This window comes from Pseudomonas wadenswilerensis, assembly GCF_900497695.1.
In the GTDB taxonomy this organism is placed as follows: Bacteria; Pseudomonadota; Gammaproteobacteria; order Pseudomonadales; family Pseudomonadaceae; genus Aquipseudomonas; species Aquipseudomonas wadenswilerensis.
On the sequence record NZ_UIDD01000006.1, the window covers coordinates 128,859 to 143,318 of the forward strand.

12 protein-coding genes, 1 tRNA gene and 1 pseudogene are annotated in these 14,460 nt (G+C 63.3%); 7 read left to right on the forward strand and 7 right to left on the reverse strand.

Translation table 11 applies throughout. The annotated features are described in order from the left end of the window. Positions 1-271: 271 nt before the first annotated feature. The 4 genes and pseudogenes from CCOS864_RS09405 (at position 272) to mqo (ending at position 5,842) form a co-directional block, all read left to right on the forward strand. Positions 272-2,044, forward strand: coding sequence for an ABC transporter transmembrane domain-containing protein (locus CCOS864_RS09405; protein ID WP_115086061.1), 1,773 nt, complete (start codon positions 272-274; stop codon positions 2,042-2,044). 781 nt (positions 2,045-2,825) lie between these two features. Further along, a pseudogene (locus CCOS864_RS28695) lies at positions 2,826-2,936 on the forward strand (hypothetical protein); the annotation flags it as partial. A gap of 228 nt (positions 2,937-3,164) precedes the next feature. Continuing rightward, positions 3,165-3,869 carry a methyl-accepting chemotaxis protein gene (locus CCOS864_RS28700; RefSeq protein ID WP_420849221.1) on the forward strand — a complete coding sequence of 235 codons (705 nt, stop codon included), beginning with the start codon at positions 3,165-3,167 and terminating at the stop codon, positions 3,867-3,869. 374 nt (positions 3,870-4,243) lie between these two features. Further along, a complete protein-coding gene (mqo, locus tag CCOS864_RS09415; protein ID WP_115086063.1) occupies positions 4,244-5,842 on the forward strand; it encodes a malate dehydrogenase (quinone) in 1,599 nt (532 codons plus the stop codon). A gap of 157 nt (positions 5,843-5,999) precedes the next feature. On the opposite strand, the gene CCOS864_RS09420 is transcribed toward mqo, so the two are convergent. From CCOS864_RS09420 to CCOS864_RS09430, 3 genes are all read right to left on the reverse strand, one after another. Next, positions 6,000-6,374, reverse strand: coding sequence for a bacteriocin (locus tag CCOS864_RS09420; RefSeq protein ID WP_038994310.1), 375 nt, complete (start codon positions 6,372-6,374; stop codon positions 6,000-6,002). A gap of 131 nt (positions 6,375-6,505) precedes the next feature. Beyond that, positions 6,506-6,582: transfer RNA gene (locus CCOS864_RS09425), tRNA-Pro, on the reverse strand. Between the two features lie 64 nt (positions 6,583-6,646). Continuing rightward, positions 6,647-6,868 (reverse strand): YgdI/YgdR family lipoprotein, encoded by a 222-nt coding sequence (locus CCOS864_RS09430; RefSeq protein ID WP_010223359.1) that lies wholly within the window; start codon positions 6,866-6,868, stop codon positions 6,647-6,649. A 196-nt stretch (positions 6,869-7,064) separates the two neighbouring features. Here CCOS864_RS09430 and moaB point away from each other — a divergent pair, with 196 nt between their 5' ends. Both moaB and CCOS864_RS09440 read left to right on the forward strand, forming a co-directional pair. Further along, the gene (moaB, locus tag CCOS864_RS09435; RefSeq protein WP_036996416.1) at positions 7,065-7,604 is read left to right on the forward strand and encodes a molybdenum cofactor biosynthesis protein B; all 540 of its coding nucleotides are present in this window, start codon (positions 7,065-7,067) and stop codon (positions 7,602-7,604) included. A 7-nt stretch (positions 7,605-7,611) separates the two neighbouring features. Next, positions 7,612-8,814 (forward strand): molybdopterin molybdotransferase MoeA, encoded by a 1,203-nt coding sequence (locus CCOS864_RS09440; RefSeq protein ID WP_115086064.1) that lies wholly within the window; start codon positions 7,612-7,614, stop codon positions 8,812-8,814. Here CCOS864_RS09440 and CCOS864_RS09445 read toward each other — a convergent pair. Next, the gene (locus tag CCOS864_RS09445) at positions 8,803-10,050 is read right to left on the reverse strand and encodes a glycosyltransferase family 4 protein (RefSeq protein WP_115086065.1); all 1,248 of its coding nucleotides are present in this window, start codon (positions 10,048-10,050) and stop codon (positions 8,803-8,805) included. The genes CCOS864_RS09440 and CCOS864_RS09445 overlap by 12 nt on opposite strands. Before the next feature lie 65 nt (positions 10,051-10,115). After that, positions 10,116-11,570 (reverse strand): mannose-1-phosphate guanylyltransferase/mannose-6-phosphate isomerase, encoded by a 1,455-nt coding sequence (locus tag CCOS864_RS09450; RefSeq protein WP_115086066.1) that lies wholly within the window; start codon positions 11,568-11,570, stop codon positions 10,116-10,118. Between the two features lie 255 nt (positions 11,571-11,825). On the opposite strand from CCOS864_RS09450, the gene yegS reads away from it, so the two are divergent. Next, positions 11,826-12,725 (forward strand): lipid kinase YegS, encoded by a 900-nt coding sequence (yegS, locus tag CCOS864_RS09455; RefSeq protein WP_115086067.1) that lies wholly within the window; start codon positions 11,826-11,828, stop codon positions 12,723-12,725. Here yegS and CCOS864_RS09460 read toward each other — a convergent pair. Both CCOS864_RS09460 and CCOS864_RS09465 read right to left on the reverse strand, forming a co-directional pair. Then, positions 12,709-13,368 carry a response regulator gene (locus CCOS864_RS09460; RefSeq protein WP_115086068.1) on the reverse strand — a complete coding sequence of 220 codons (660 nt, stop codon included), beginning with the start codon at positions 13,366-13,368 and terminating at the stop codon, positions 12,709-12,711. The genes yegS and CCOS864_RS09460 overlap by 17 nt on opposite strands. Continuing rightward, a complete protein-coding gene (locus tag CCOS864_RS09465; RefSeq protein WP_115086069.1) occupies positions 13,365-14,255 on the reverse strand; it encodes a sensor histidine kinase in 891 nt (296 codons plus the stop codon). The genes CCOS864_RS09460 and CCOS864_RS09465 overlap by 4 nt, the downstream gene beginning before the upstream one ends. Positions 14,256-14,460: the final 205 nt, after the last annotated feature.

The following is a 14,460-nucleotide window of genomic DNA, read 5'->3' on the forward strand; positions in this document are numbered from 1 at the left end:
TCTCCTCATCAGGTTGCAAGCTCAGACTAGAATCGCCTCGTGACCGGCCTGTGACAGCTCCTTCGGTTATCACTGTGCGACGCGTCCAGTCCACCAGAAAGCCGAGTAAACCTCCAGTGGTACTTTAGACCGAAACGGTCTAGTCAGCTGTGCCCTGGATCTTATATGCCCAGGTTCTGGTTCCGACGCCTGCCATTACCGGGAGTTCCTTGGCGCTGGACGAGCGGTCCGGTGTAGGCTGCTGCAAACAGCGGACAAACGGCGTACCCCCATGCTCAACCGGTTTTCTCCCCGCCAGCGCCAGGCCATGCGCCTGGGTTGGTATTTCATCCGCCCTTACCGCAAGCAAGTGCTGCTGGCCTTGCTGGCCCTGGTGGTCACTGCGGCGATCACCTTGTCCATGGGCCAGGGCATCCGCCTTCTGGTCGACCAGGGTTTCATGACCCAGTCGCCGCACCTGCTCAATCAATCCATCGGCCTGTTCCTGCTGTTGGTACTGGCCCTGGCGATCGGCACTTTCAGCCGCTTCTACCTGGTGTCATGGATTGGCGAGCGCTGTGTGGCCGACATCCGTCAGCAGGTGTTCGATCACCTGATCTACCTGCACCCGGGCTTTTTCGAGAGTAACCGCAGTTCGGAGATCCAGTCGCGGCTGACCGCCGATACCACCTTGCTGCAATCGGTGATCGGCTCGTCGCTGTCGCTATTCCTGCGCAATGCCTTGATGGTGCTGGGCGGGATCGTCCTGCTGTTTGTCACCAACCCCAAGCTCACCAGTATCGTGGTGCTGGCCTTGCCGCTGGTGCTGGCGCCGATCCTGATTTTCGGCCGACGCGTGCGCAGCTTGTCGCGGCAAAGCCAGGACCGGGTCGCCGACGTCGGCAGCTACGTGGCTGAAACCCTGGGCCAGATCAAGACCGTGCAGGCCTACAACCACCAGGCCAGTGACCAGCAGCGATTCGGCACAACCGTCGAGGCGGCCTTTGCTGTGGCGCGCAAGCGCATCCTCCAGCGCGCCTGGCTGATCACCCTGGTGATCGTGCTGGTGCTTGGCGCTGTCGGGGTGATGCTCTGGGTCGGTGGCATGGATGTGATCGCCGGGCGTATTTCCGGCGGTGAGCTGGCGGCCTTCGTGTTCTACAGCCTGATCGTCGGCGGTGCTTTCGGCACCCTCAGCGAAGTGATCGGTGAGTTGCAGCGGGCGGCCGGTGCGGCCGAGCGGATTGCCGAACTGCTGGCGGCGCGCAGCGAGATTGTTGCGCCCGTGCACGATCTGCAGCGTACAGCGCCGCGGGTCAGTGGTCGGGTCGAGTTGCAGGACGTGCGTTTCGCCTATCCGTCACGGCCAACGCCGCCCGCCATCGATGGCCTGAGCCTGACGGTCGAACCAGGCGAAACCCTGGCTCTGGTCGGGCCGTCGGGGGCGGGCAAGTCGACGCTGTTTGATCTGTTGCTGCGTTTTTATGACCCGCAGCAAGGGCGCATCCTGCTCGACGGCCAGGACCTCAGCCACCTCGACCCCCAGGACCTGCGCCGCCACTTTGCCCTGGTAGCGCAGAACCCGGCGCTGTTCTTCGGCACGGTGGAAGACAACATCCGCTACGGACGCGCCGATGCCACGGTCGAGCAAGTCGAGGCCGCCGCGCGCAGTGCCCATGCCCATGAGTTCATCCTGCAACTGCCCAATGGTTACCAGACCCACCTTGGCGATGCCGGCCTGGGCCTGTCGGGTGGCCAGCGCCAGCGCCTGGCGATCGCCCGGGCCTTGCTGGTGGATGCGCCGATCCTGTTGCTCGACGAAGCCACCAGCGCCCTCGACGCCCAGAGCGAGCACCTTATCCAGCAGGCGCTGCCGACCTTGATGAGCGGGCGTACCACCCTGGTGATTGCCCATCGCCTGGCTACCGTGCAGCACGCTGATCGCATTGCGGTGATCGACCAAGGCCGTTTGGTGGCCATCGGCACGCATCGCCAATTGATTGCCGAGAGCCCGTTGTACGCACGGCTGGCGGCATTGCAGTTCAACACCGTGACGGATTTGTGACAGCTTCCTGCGGGTTGTCACATTTCTGTAGCAATCCCTTGAGACTATTTGTTCCAGCTGTTGCGTAATGCTCGAACCTGGCTGCTATCGATCGATGGCAGCTTTTTTTTGGCCTGCCGTCTATGGCCAGTGAACGAGGACAGGGACGTCTTTGCCTGGTCGACGCCGATGGCGTCGCTCCCTTATTCCTTGTTCCGGGGCTCTTCCGATGTTGCGTAAATCCCTCAGAGTGCAAATTCTCGCCCTGCTCGGCGGTAGCCTGTTGGCGATCCTGCTGATTGCCCTGGTGTGCTTTCAGTTGTTGTCGTCCAGCGTGCGTGGCTATGGCCAGTTGATCGACGGGCCGTTGCAGGCGTCGCAGTTGATCGATGAGGCCAACCTGCAGTTCAAGGTCCAGGTCCAGGAGTGGAAGAACGTGCTGCTGCGCGGCAAGCAGCCCGCCGAGCTGGACAAGTACTGGCAGCAGTTCCTGGCCCGCGAACAGCAGGTGCAAGGCATCCTTGACCAGTTGATCGCACACAGCGAGCAGCCGCTCAAGGCCCGCGCCGAGCAGCTCAAGGGCAGCCATCGGCAGTTGGGTGAGGCGTATGCACGCGGTCGCCAGGCGTTTCTGGCGGCGGGCGGCGATCCGGTAGCTGGCGATCAGGCAGTAAAGGGCGTCGACCGTGCGGCCAGTGAGCAGATGAGCGAACTGGTCATGCAACTGCGCAGTGATGCCCAGGCGCGCGCCCAGGCCATCAGCCAGTCGGCTGGGCGCACGGTCTGGCTGGGGCTGCTGGTGATGTTCGGCTCGGCCGTGCTGGTCGGGCTGTTCAGCCTGTGGCTGGTCAACCGCAGCCTGATCGAGCCGATCCGTGGCTTGATCGACTACGTGGCCCAGTTGAGCCAGGGGCGCTTCGCGGCACGGGTCGCCAGCGACCGCCAGGATGAGCTGGGGCGGCTGGCGGTGGCGGCCAACACCCTGCGTGACTTTCTTGCCGACACTTTCAGCCGCCTGCAGCGCAACGCCGGGGAGCTGGAGAGCGCCAGTGGCGACCTGCGCGGCATTGCCGGCAACATGGCTCGCGGCACCGACGACCAGTTCCAGCGTACCGACCAGGTCGCGACGGCGATGCACGAGATGTCCGCCGCCGCCCAAGAAGTCGCCCGCCATGCTGCCGCCGCCGCGCGCGCCGCTGATGAAGCCGACCACAGCGCCCAGGCCGGTGAGCAGGTGATGCAGGCGACTATCGATACCATTGCCGGGGTCAACCAGGAAATCGCCAGTACCGCGGCGGTGATTCGCCACCTGGAAGCCGACAGTGGCCGCATTGGCAAGGTGTTGGAAGTGATTCGCGGCATTGCCGAACAGACCAACCTGCTGGCCCTCAATGCCGCCATCGAGGCGGCGCGGGCCGGGGAGGCCGGGCGCGGCTTTGCCGTGGTCGCCGATGAAGTGCGCAGCCTGGCCCAGCGCACCGCAGCCTCCATTGCCGAAATCAACCAGATCATCAGCGCCGTGCAGTCCGGCGCCGTGGAAGCGGTCAAGGCCATCGAAAGTGGTCAGCAGCGCAGCGAAGAGGGTGCCGAGCAGGTGCAGCAGGCCGGGCAGATGCTGCAGCGCATCACTGTGGCGGTGGAAGCCATCCGCGACATGAACCGGCAGATCGCCACGGCGGCGGAAGAGCAGACCAGCGTTGCCGAGGACATATCCCGCAACCTGGTGGAGATCACCCGCATTGCCACCACCAACCAGCAGGCAGTGCAGCAGACCGAGCAGGCCGGGCAGCACTTGCACGGGTTGTCCGGACAGCTCGGTGAAGTGACCGCGCGCCTGAGTGCCTGAGCAAAAAAGGGGGAAATCCGCCACATCCAGCGTCCTGAGGCTGGCAATGTGGCGGATTGTCGCCAGCTAAACCGTTAAAGTTGGGGTGCGACGACTCGTCCTAGCTATTAGTCGTTGGTCTTGTAAAAGTTGGCCCGCTTCCTGCTTTAAGGCGACCCACCCTGACACCGGCGTCAATGCCCCGTGTCTGGCGTGACGACCGTTCCCGATCCATCGAACAACCCCAGCCGCCATCCACTGCGCGTGTGTTCAGGCCGATTGCCTGAGCACCAGCTACGCTAAGCCTTGGACTGCGCGAGCAACAACAAGAATCCGGGCGTGCACTACGGGACCTGCGGTCATTGCCAATTACTTCACTTCAATTGGATTGAACTATGAAAAAAATCCTGCTGACGCTCCTGTGCCTGAGTGTCATCGGTTGCTCCAAGCCCAGTGAGCCCGAGAAAACCGTAGACGTGCTGCTGATCGGCGGCGGCATCATGAGTGCAAGCCTGGGTACCTACCTCAATGAGCTGGAACCCGGTTGGTCGATCGATATCTACGAGCGCCTGGACAAGGTCGCCGAAGAAAGCTCCAACGCCTGGAACAACGCCGGTACCGGTCACTCTGCCTTCTGCGAGCTGAACTACACCAGCGAAGGTGCCGACGGCAAGATCGACATCAGCAAGGCCGTTGGTGTCAACGAGCAGTTCGAGATCTCCAAGCAGTTCTGGGCCTATCAGGTCGAGCAGAACGTGCTGAGCAACCCGAAGTCGTTCATCAACAACGTGCCGCATATGAGCTTTGTCTGGGGCGACAAGAACGTCGAGTTCCTCAAGAAGCGTCATGAAGCCCTGCAGCACAGCTCGCTGTTCCGTGGCATGGAGTACTCCGAAGACCACGAGCAGATCAAGAAGTGGGTACCGATCGTGATGGAAGGCCGCGCTGCCGACCAGAAGATCGCCGCTACCCGCATGCCGATCGGCACCGACGTCAACTTCGGCGAGATCACCCGCCAGCTGATCGCCTCGCTGACCAAGCATGACAACGTCAAGCTGCACGTCCAGCACGAAGTGCGCGACATCGTCCGCAATGCCGACAACACCTGGACCGTGGTCGTCGCTGACCTGGCCAACAAGGGTGTCGAGAGCAGCATCAAGGCCAAGTTCGTCTTCATCGGTGCCGGTGGTGGCGCCCTGAAGCTGCTGCAGAAATCGGGCATCCCTGAAGCTGACGGCTACGCCGGCTTCCCGGTCGGTGGCCAGTTCCTGATGACCGACAACCAGGACATCGTTGCCCGCCACAAGGCCAAGCTGTACGGCAAGGCTTCGGTCGGTGCGCCGCCGATGTCGGTTCCGCACCTGGACACCCGCGTGATCGACGGCAAGGAAGTGCTGCTGTTCGGCCCGTTCGCCACCTTCTCGACCAAGTTCCTGAAGAACGGCTCGCTGCTGGACATGTTCGCTGCGCTGACCACCCACAACATCATGCCGATGACCCACGCCGGTATCGACAACATCGACCTGAGCACCTACCTGATGGGTCAGTTGATGCTGAGCTTCGATGACCGCATGGCGGCCCTGCGCGAATACTTCCCGAATGCCAAGAACGAAGACTGGAAACTGCTGCAGGCCGGTCAACGCGTCCAGGTGATCAAGAAGGACCCTGAGCACGGCGGCATCCTGCAGTTCGGTACCGAAGTCGTTGCTGCCCAGGACGGCACCATCGCCGCACTGCTGGGCGCCTCGCCAGGTGCTTCGACCGCTGCGCCGATCATGCTGACCGTGCTGGAAAAGACCTTCAAGGATCGCATCAAGACCCCTGAATGGCAGGCCAAGCTGAAGGAAATCGTTCCGACCTATGGCCAGAAGCTCAACAACAACCTTGAGCTGACCAACAAGACCCGCGAGTGGAGCAGCTCGCGTCTGAACCTGCTGTACGTTCCGGTACTGCCGGAAGAAGCCGCTGCGGTACAGGCTGAGCCTGCGCTGTAAGCTTTCGCTTTGCTGGAAACAAACAAGCCCCTGTTCAGGGGCTTGTTTGTTTCTGGCCCGCCAAAAGAATCGCCGGCAAGGCCGGCTCCCACGGTGGATTTGGCTTGCACCTGTGGGAGCCGGCCTTGCCGGCGATTGGGGGCTGCTCGGTTGTGGATCAGTGCCGCTTCTTGCGATGGCTGTCCGCCAGGTTATTACCCAGCGCACCACCGGCCGCGCCGCCCAGGCCGGCACCAATCGCCGACCCGGTGCTGCCACCCAGCTTGCCACCCACCAGCGAACCACCGGCCGAACCCAGGCCACCACCAATGGCCGCCTTGGTCTTGTTGCCTTTCTTCGCGCCCATGGCGCTGCCCGCTGCACCGCCGACGCCGGCGCCAATGGCCGCACCGGTGCTGCCGCCAAGCTTCTGCCCGACCACGTTACCCAGTACACCACCCAGGCCACCGCCTACAGCGGTCTGGCCATCACCGGCCATGGCGCCTTGTGCGCACAGCAGGCCCAGGGTCAGGGCGGCAAGAGTCTTACGCATGTGAATCAACCTCGATATTCGAAAGGCGCGCATTCTGCTGGTAGCGCCGCCGCCGCGCAATGCTGGCCACTGCAGCTCGTCTGCCGGGCACGAAAAAGCCCGCACGTGGGCGGGCTTTTCGCTGAGTAAACTGGTCGGAGAGACAGGATTCGAACCTGCGGCCTTCTCGTCCCGAACGAGACGCGCTACCTGGCTGCGCTACACTCCGATGGAGAAAATATTACTCAAAACTCTCTCCTCGACAAGCCCCCGACAGCGGCTTGTCGATCAGGTCACAGGTCCTTGACGGTGCGGACCTGATCCTTGTTGATGCGGGTGCGCTTGCCGTCCAGCTGTTCGAATTCGTAGAAGCCCGAGTCTTCATCGTATTGCGGAGTATCGACCGCCTGGATCTCGCGGCCGTCGTTCAGGGTGATGACGGTCGGCGAAGCGCAACCAGCCAGCGTGCCAAGACCCAGGGCGAGCAGGAAAGCGGGAAGAGTCCGTTGAATCATTGTGTTTCTCCAGTAAAGGATGGTGCGTAATGTTTCTTGAGACGCGTGGCGCCTGCGCAAGTTCCGTGCAGATTGCAGCATAGCGGCAATCCAGCATTATTGACCGGCAACAATGCCTGGGCCGGTGGCGGGCGCGGGCGGGCAGGGCTGTGATATAACACCGCTCATTCGTTTCTATCAATGGATTCTAGGTCCCATGAAAGCCAAGGCTGATGTACCTTTCGTGCCGCTGAACATTGCCGTATTGACCGTCAGCGATACCCGCACCCTGGAAACCGACACCTCCGGCCAGGTGTTCGTCGACCGCTTGACCGAGGCCGGCCACGCCCTGGCGGCGCGGGTGCTGCTCAAGGACGATCTGTACAAGATCCGCGCCCAGGTCGCTACCTGGATCGCCGATGAGCAAGTGCAGGTGGTGCTGATCACCGGCGGTACCGGCTTCACCGGGCGTGACAGCACACCCGAGGCAGTGGCCTGCCTGCTGGACAAGCAGGTCGATGGTTTCGGTGAGCTGTTCCGGCACATTTCCCTGGCCGATATCGGTACCTCCACCGTGCAATCCCGGGCCCTGGCGGGCTTGGCCAATGGCACCCTGGTGTGCTGCCTGCCGGGCTCGACCAATGCGGTGCGCACCGGTTGGGACGGCATCCTCGCCGAGCAGCTGGATGCCCGTCATCGCCCGTGCAACTTCGTCACCCATCTCAAGCAGGCCGCGCCCTGCGAAAGCCGTGGTTGAGGCGGCCATGCACACACCCTTGATGCCTGTCGAAGAAGCCCTGAGCAAATTGCTGGCGCTGGCCGAAGCCGCGCCGATCAAAGACACCGAGCAAGTCGCCCTGGCCGCCGCTGAAGGCCGCGTGCTGGCCCATGAGCTGGTGTCGAGCCTTGACCTGCCGCCTTGGCCCAACAGTGCCATGGACGGCTACGCCCTGCGCCTGGCTGACTGGACCGGCGAGCCGCTGCCGGTCAGTCAGCGGGTATTTGCCGGGCATTCGCCCGAGCCGTTGCTGCCGGGCACCTGTGCGCGGATCTTTACCGGGGCGCCGCTGCCGGTGGGAGCCGATTGTGTAGAAATGCAGGAAAACGCCGAAGTGCTGGACGATCAGCGTGTGCGCTTCACCGAGCCCCTGCGCATCGGCCAGAACATTCGCCCGCAAGGGCAGGAGACCCGGGTTGGCGAGGCGGTATTGGCCGCCGGCACGCGCCTCGGGCCGATCGAGCTGGGCCTGGCAGCTTCTCTGGGTTGCGCCGAACTGACCGTGGTGCGGCGCGTGAAGGTGGCGGTGCTGTCCACCGGTGACGAGCTTGTCGAACCCGGCTTGCCCCTCGGTCCCGGGCAGATCTACAACAGCAACCGCCGCCTGCTCGGCAGCTGGCTGCAACGTTTGGGTTGCGAAGTGATCGATGCCGGCATTCTGGCCGACGATCTGGAGAAAACCCGCGACTGCCTGGCCGGGTTGCAGGAAGTCGATCTGATTCTTTCCACTGGCGGCGTTTCGGTGGGCGAGGCGGACTACCTGGGCATCGCCCTGCGTGAAGAGGGCGAGCTGTCGCTGTGGAAGCTGGCGATCAAGCCCGGCAAGCCACTGACCTTCGGTCACTACAAGGGGGTGCCGGTCATCGGCTTGCCCGGCAACCCGGCCTCGACCCTGGTGACCTTCGGCCTGCTGACCCGGCCTTACCTGCTGCGCCGCCAGGGCGTTGCCGAGGTCACGCCGCTGCAGTTCCCGGTGCCGGCCGGTTTCGATTGGCCCAAGGCTGGCAGTCGTCGCGAGTACCTGCGCGGCCGGCTGGAGCAGGGCAGTGCGCTGATCTACAAGAACCAGAGTTCGGGAGTGCTGCGCAGTGCCGCCTGGGCCGAGGGTCTGGTCGAGGTGCGTGAAGGCCACACCCCGGGCAAAGGCGATATCGTCCAGTTCATTCCCTTGAGTGAACTACTTGGCTGAGCGGCTGAGCAAGGTGCCGCCCACCAGGGCGGCGCCACTCGGCGCACGCAAGCTGGGGCGCGCATGCACGCTTTCCAGCTGGGCAGCGGCGACGCTCCAGTCGTGCCGGCTGCAGACAAACTCCCGCGCCGCTTGCGACATCTGACGCAGGCGCCACGGCTGGTTCAACAGCTGGGTAATCATCAGGGCCAGCTGGTCGCCATCGTCGCTGGCCAGGTAGTGCTCGCCCTGGGTCACCTGCAGGCCTGATACGCCTTTGGCCGTGGTCACCACCGGCAGCCCGGCGGCCATGGCTTCCAGCACCTTGATCTTCGAGCCGCCGCCGTAACGCAGCGGGGCGAAGAAGATCGCCGAGTGACGCTGAATTTCGCGCAGGTCAGGCAGATACCCTACCCATTCGATCCGCGGATCGCTCCAGCGCAGCTTCCAGCTAGGTGGCAGGGCGTGGCCCACCACCGCCAGGCGCACCGCTGGATTGCTCAGCCAGACTTGCGGAAGAATGTCTTCCAGCGCCCATTCGATGGCCTCAAGGTTGGCGCCATACTCGAAGTTACCGACAAACAGCAGGCGCTGGCTGTGCAGCGAGGGCTGGATGTCCTGGTAATGCGCGCAGTCAACGCCGTTGATCACCACCGAAACCGGTGAGCCAGTCACCTGGCCGATATGCTCGGCGTCAGTGGGGCTGACCGCCACTACTTCGTGGGCCTGGCCGAGTACGCGGTTCTCCCAGCGCCGGTAGCGCCAGCGATCGAAGGCATTGAATGGCCGCAGCCACAACGGCAAACGGTCGTGACAGGCGGCGCCGTTGACGGATTCGATGTTGTGTTCACTGAGCACGAACGGCAGCCCGCGCGCCTGCAGGGCTTTTTCGAAGGGTTGGAAGCTGTAGCTGTGTTCGATCTGGATGACGTCCCATGGCTCTTCCAGCAATTGCTCGAAGCAGTGGCGCAAGTGCGGCGCCAGGCCGTTGATGCTGGCGCGCATCGGGTAGCTGGCGTAGATCGCCGCCAGCAGGTTCAGCGGGCTGTGCAAGGGGCGCCGGGGAAGCACGATCAGGCGTTCGAGCAAGGGCTCCAACGCCTGTCGCGCGGCCTCGCTGGGGGGGATTTTCGATTGCACCAGCAAGGTGATGCGATGACCGCGCTGCGCCAGGTTGCGCAGCAGGTGATATTGTCGGGTTTTACCGCCGCTGGTGGTCGGCCAGGGCAGGTAGGGTAGTGTCCAGAGTACGCGCATGACCCCTTTTCCTCTGTGAGCAAGCGGGTAACGGCATGCAAATAAAAATGGACGCGTCGTGGCAGTCAGCTTGCGGCTGGCTCCGGGGCGCGTCCATAGATATCAGTAAAGCGCACGATGTCGTCCTCGCCCAGGTATTCGCCACTTTGTACTTCAATCATGACCAGATCGATCACCCCCGGGTTGGTCAGGCGGTGCACCCGACCGGGTTTGATGAAGGTCGATTCGTTGGTGTCGAGCAGAAATTCCTCTTCACCATTGGTCACGCAGGCCATGCCGCTGACCACGATCCAGTGCTCGCTGCGGTGGTGATGCATCTGCAGTGACAGCGAGGCGTCGGGGCGGACCATGATCCGCTTGATCTTGAACCGCGGGCCTTCCTCGAGCACCGTGTAGGTGCCCCAGGGGCGGTTGACGGTGCGGTGCAGGCGAAAAGCATCGTGACCCTGGCGCTTGAGCTGCTGGGCGATCACCTTGACCTCCTGGCTACGCGCAGCGTCGGCGATCAGCAGGGCGTCGGGGGTGTCGATGATGATCAGGTTGTCCAGGCCCACCGCGCCGACCAGGCGCCGCGGCGAGTCGATGTAGCAATTGCGCACATCGTGCAGCACGGTTTCACCGGTGCAGCGGTTGCCCTGATGGTCGCCGGCCTTGAGCTCGCGCACTGCTTCCCAGCTGCCGATATCGCTCCAGCCCAGCTGGCTGGGCAATACCGCGACCTGTTGCGAGACCTCCATCACTGCGTAGTCGATGGAAATGTCCGGTACCTGGGCAAAGCTGTCCGGGTCCAGTTCCACCTGGCACTCGCGCGCGCCTTCCTTGTAGGGGCTAAGCGCCAGGCAGTGATTGACCGCTGCCAGCAGTTGCGGGGTGTGCTGCTCCAGTTCATGGAGGATGGCATCGACGCGCATGCAGAACATGCCGGCATTCCACAGGTGCTGACCACCGTCGAGGTACTGCTGTGCGGTTTCGGCGTCGGGCTTTTCGACAAAGCGCGCCGCCTTGAAGCCATTGGCGTCCAGGGCCTGGCCTTTTTCGATGTAACCAAAACCGGTTTCGGCGCGGGTTGGTACCAGGCCGAAGGTGGTCAGCCAGCCGTGGGCAGCCAGCGCCCGGGCCTGGCTGACCGCCTGGTCGAAAGCGCTGAGGTCGGTTATCAGGTGGTCGGCCGGCAGCACCAGCAGCTGTGCGTCTTCGCCGTACAGCCGGGCGCAGTGCAGGGCGGCAGCGGCGATGGCCGCAGCGGTGTTGCGGCCAACGGGTTCGAGGATGTAGTCCAGGGCCAGGTTGGCTTTGTTCAGTTGGCGGAACTCGTCCTGGGTGCGGAAGAACACTTCACGATTGGTCACGGTCAGGACTCGTTCGACATCGGCCAGCCGGCTGGCGCGGGCGAAGGTCTTCTGCAGCAGGCTCTGGCCATCGGGCAGGCGCATGAACGGCTTGGGCATGGTCTCCCGGGAGACCGGCCACAGGCGGGTGCCGGCGCCGCCAGCGATGATGCAAGGGATCAGAACACTCATCTCACAGCCTCGAGTCAAAAGTAAACAGAGCAACCTGGCAGGCTTTTGCGCAATGAGTCAATAAACTGACTTTTACCACTGGCGTCGTCCATGAAGGCCAAATATTTGTCGAATGATGCCCCTCGGCGGCCAAGCTTTCAATGATATTTGTATGAATGGTGTGCGAAAGATCGCTGAATCGTTAAGTGCAATGCAGTAAAGGCAAGCCAGAAAGGGTCGAGATATTCGACGCTCAATTCATCGGGGAACGCACAAATGGCGCAGCAAAAGGCATTGATGATCCTGCATGGCAAACAAGCCATGAATGAAGCGGTTCGGGCTGCGGTGACTACCCTGCGTGAGCGTGGCTGGCAACTGGACGTGCGCCTGACCTGGGAAGCTGGTGATGCCCAGCGCCTGGTCAAGGAGGCACTGGCAGCCGGCTACCCGTACCTGGTGGCCGGAGGCGGTGATGGCACGCTGCGCGACGTCGCCGAGGCCATGGCGGGTGCCGATTGCGCTGCCAGCCTGGTGTTGTTGCCGCTGGGCACGGCCAACGACTTTGCCAGGGCAGCCGGGGTGCCGCTGGAGCCGGGGCAGGCCCTGGCCCTGCTTGAAGTGCCGGCGCAGGCCATCGATCTGGGCGAGGTCGGTGGGCAGGTGTTTCTGAACATGGCTACCGGTGGTTTCGGCAGCCAGGTGACCGCCAATACCTCCGAAGACCTGAAAAAGATTCTGGGCGCCGCGGCGTACCTGTTCACCGGGCTGTCGCGCTTCAGCGAGCTGCGTGCCGCTTCGGTCGAGTTGCATGGTCCGGATTTTCAATGGCAGGGCGAGTTGCTGGCCCTGGGCATCGGCAATGGCCGTCAGGCCGGTGGCGGACATGTGTTGTGCCCCGATGCGCAGGTCGATGACGGCATGCTCGATGTCAGCATCCTGCCGGCGCCCCAGGAAGTGGTCGGCACCCTGCGTGGCTTGCTCAGCGATGGCCTGGGCCTGGACAGCATGTTCGTCCGCGCGCGCCTGCCGTGGGTCGAGATCAAAAGCTCGCAAGGCCTGGACATCAACCTCGATGGCGAACCGTTGCAGGGCGACAGCCTGCGCTTTCAGGCGCTGCCGGCGGCCCTGCGGGTGCACTTGCCGCCAGGGTCGCCGCTACTCAGTCGTCGAGGCTGATGATCTGCTCGCGCACGGCAAACAGCACCAGGCCAGCGACATCGTAGATCTGCAGGCGTTTCATGATCTGCGATCGGTGGGTTTCCACAGTCTTGATGCTCAGGCCCAGGCCCTGGGCGATTTCCCGCGTCGATTTGCCGCGCACGATCAGGCGCAGGATCTCCAGTTGGCGGGCGGTGAGGTTGTGATTCTCGACCGCTTCCGGCTTGCTCGACTGGGCGCGCAGCAGCGCCTGGTTGATCACCGTGTGGGCAATCGCCGGGCTCAGGTAGCGCTCGTTGCCGCGCAGCGCCGCCAGTGCCTGCTCAAGCTCGGTGGCGGTAGTGTCCTTGAGCAGGTAGCCATGGGCGCCGCTTTCCAGTGCCTGCATGATCAGCTCCGGGTCGGTGTGCATCGAGAGGATCAGCACCTTGCAGCGACAGCCGAGGGCGCGTAACCGGCTCAGGGCGTCCAGGCCGCTGGTGGAGCGCATGGAAATATCCAGCAGGACGATATCCGGGTCCAGTTGCATGACCAGTTCAGGCACCTGGCTGCCGTCGTTGGCTTCGCCGATCACGGCATAGCCAGGTATATCGGACACCAGCGCACGAACACCTGCGCGGATCAGTGAGTGGTCATCCACCAACAGCAATGTACAGGTCATGGGGCGTTATTTGTCTTGGCGCGTTCGAGGGTGCGGGGAGGCCAGGGAATCAGGGCGTCGATCTGGGTACCCAGGCCGGGCTGGCTGTTGACCGACAGTGTGCCATTGAGCAGGCCGACGCGCTCGAGCATTCCGGCCATGCCGCGCTGGCCTTCGTCGGCGGGACTGCTGGCGGGCGAGAAGCCCAGGCCGTCATCGCTGATCGACAGGGCCAGGCCTTCGGACTGGCGCTGGATGCGCACCACCAGGTTGTTGGCCTTGGCATGGCGCAGTATGTTGGTCACCGCCTCCTGGGTGATTCGAAAGGCGGCAATCGCCATGTCTTCGGGGATGCCGCCCAGGCGCTGGCGGCACTCCAGGCTCCAGTGCACGTTGGTGTTTTCAAGGGTGCGCAACAAATGTGCGCGCAGGCTGGCTTCCAGGCCCAGGCTGGACAGTTGCCTTGGGTTGAGGATGGCCGAGACATCGCGAACATTGGCCAGGGTGTCGTCCAGGGTGCTGCGCAAGGTGCTGCAGTGCTCCTGCAACTCGGCTGGGGCACGGCGTTGCAGCCAGTCGGCCTGGAGCTTGGCGGCGGTCAGCATCTGGCCGATATCGTCGTGCAGCTCGCGGCTAAGGCGCTGGCGCTCGCTTTCCTGCACCTTGAGCAGCCGATCGGCGAGTTCCGCCGGGCGCAGGGCAATCGAGCGGGCCCACTGGCGCAGTTGCCAGGCAATGCTCAGCAGGGCAATCAGCTGCAGGGCCAGGGCGGCGGCCGGCAGCGGTTGCTCAAGCAGGTACAGGGCCAGGTTGACGGCAACCGAAGCCAGGCACAGCAGTGCGGTCGCCCAGCGCAGCAGAGAGGCTCCGGGGCGCCAGCGCTTGAGTGTCTTGAGGCTTGAGAACATAGGAAATGAAGCCACTGAAATATCGCTGTTGAAAGCCTTGCAAAGGTCGAACTAGAGGCTTTTGTCGAATTGCCTTCAATAACGTTTAAATGTCGGCGCTGGGGTTGCGGCGATGAAAGTCTGCGCGCGGTGTCTTGGGGTTGCCGGGAGGTGTGCATGACTTCATCAGCGCGCATGGTATCACTTCAAATACAATTGGTCGCGA

What these genes read in the sequence shown, in the direction of transcription:
- CCOS864_RS09405 (WP_115086061.1), top strand. Translation starts at nt 272, where the DNA reads ATGCTCAACCGGTTTTCTCCCCGCCAGCGCCAGGCCATGCGCCTGGGT.
- CCOS864_RS28700 (WP_420849221.1), top strand. Translation starts at nt 3,165, where the DNA reads ATGTCCGCCGCCGCCCAAGAAGTCGCCCGCCATGCTGCCGCCGCCGCG.
- mqo (WP_115086063.1), top strand. Translation starts at nt 4,244, where the DNA reads ATGAAAAAAATCCTGCTGACGCTCCTGTGCCTGAGTGTCATCGGTTGC.
- CCOS864_RS09420 (WP_038994310.1), bottom strand. Translation starts at nt 6,374, where the DNA reads ATGCGTAAGACTCTTGCCGCCCTGACCCTGGGCCTGCTGTGCGCACAA.
- CCOS864_RS09430 (WP_010223359.1), bottom strand. Translation starts at nt 6,868, where the DNA reads ATGATTCAACGGACTCTTCCCGCTTTCCTGCTCGCCCTGGGTCTTGGC.
- moaB (WP_036996416.1), top strand. Translation starts at nt 7,065, where the DNA reads ATGAAAGCCAAGGCTGATGTACCTTTCGTGCCGCTGAACATTGCCGTA.
- CCOS864_RS09440 (WP_115086064.1), top strand. Translation starts at nt 7,612, where the DNA reads ATGCACACACCCTTGATGCCTGTCGAAGAAGCCCTGAGCAAATTGCTG.
- CCOS864_RS09445 (WP_115086065.1), bottom strand. Translation starts at nt 10,050, where the DNA reads ATGCGCGTACTCTGGACACTACCCTACCTGCCCTGGCCGACCACCAGC.
- CCOS864_RS09450 (WP_115086066.1), bottom strand. Translation starts at nt 11,570, where the DNA reads ATGAGTGTTCTGATCCCTTGCATCATCGCTGGCGGCGCCGGCACCCGC.
- yegS (WP_115086067.1), top strand. Translation starts at nt 11,826, where the DNA reads ATGGCGCAGCAAAAGGCATTGATGATCCTGCATGGCAAACAAGCCATG.
- CCOS864_RS09460 (WP_115086068.1), bottom strand. Translation starts at nt 13,368, where the DNA reads ATGACCTGTACATTGCTGTTGGTGGATGACCACTCACTGATCCGCGCA.
- CCOS864_RS09465 (WP_115086069.1), bottom strand. Translation starts at nt 14,255, where the DNA reads ATGTTCTCAAGCCTCAAGACACTCAAGCGCTGGCGCCCCGGAGCCTCT.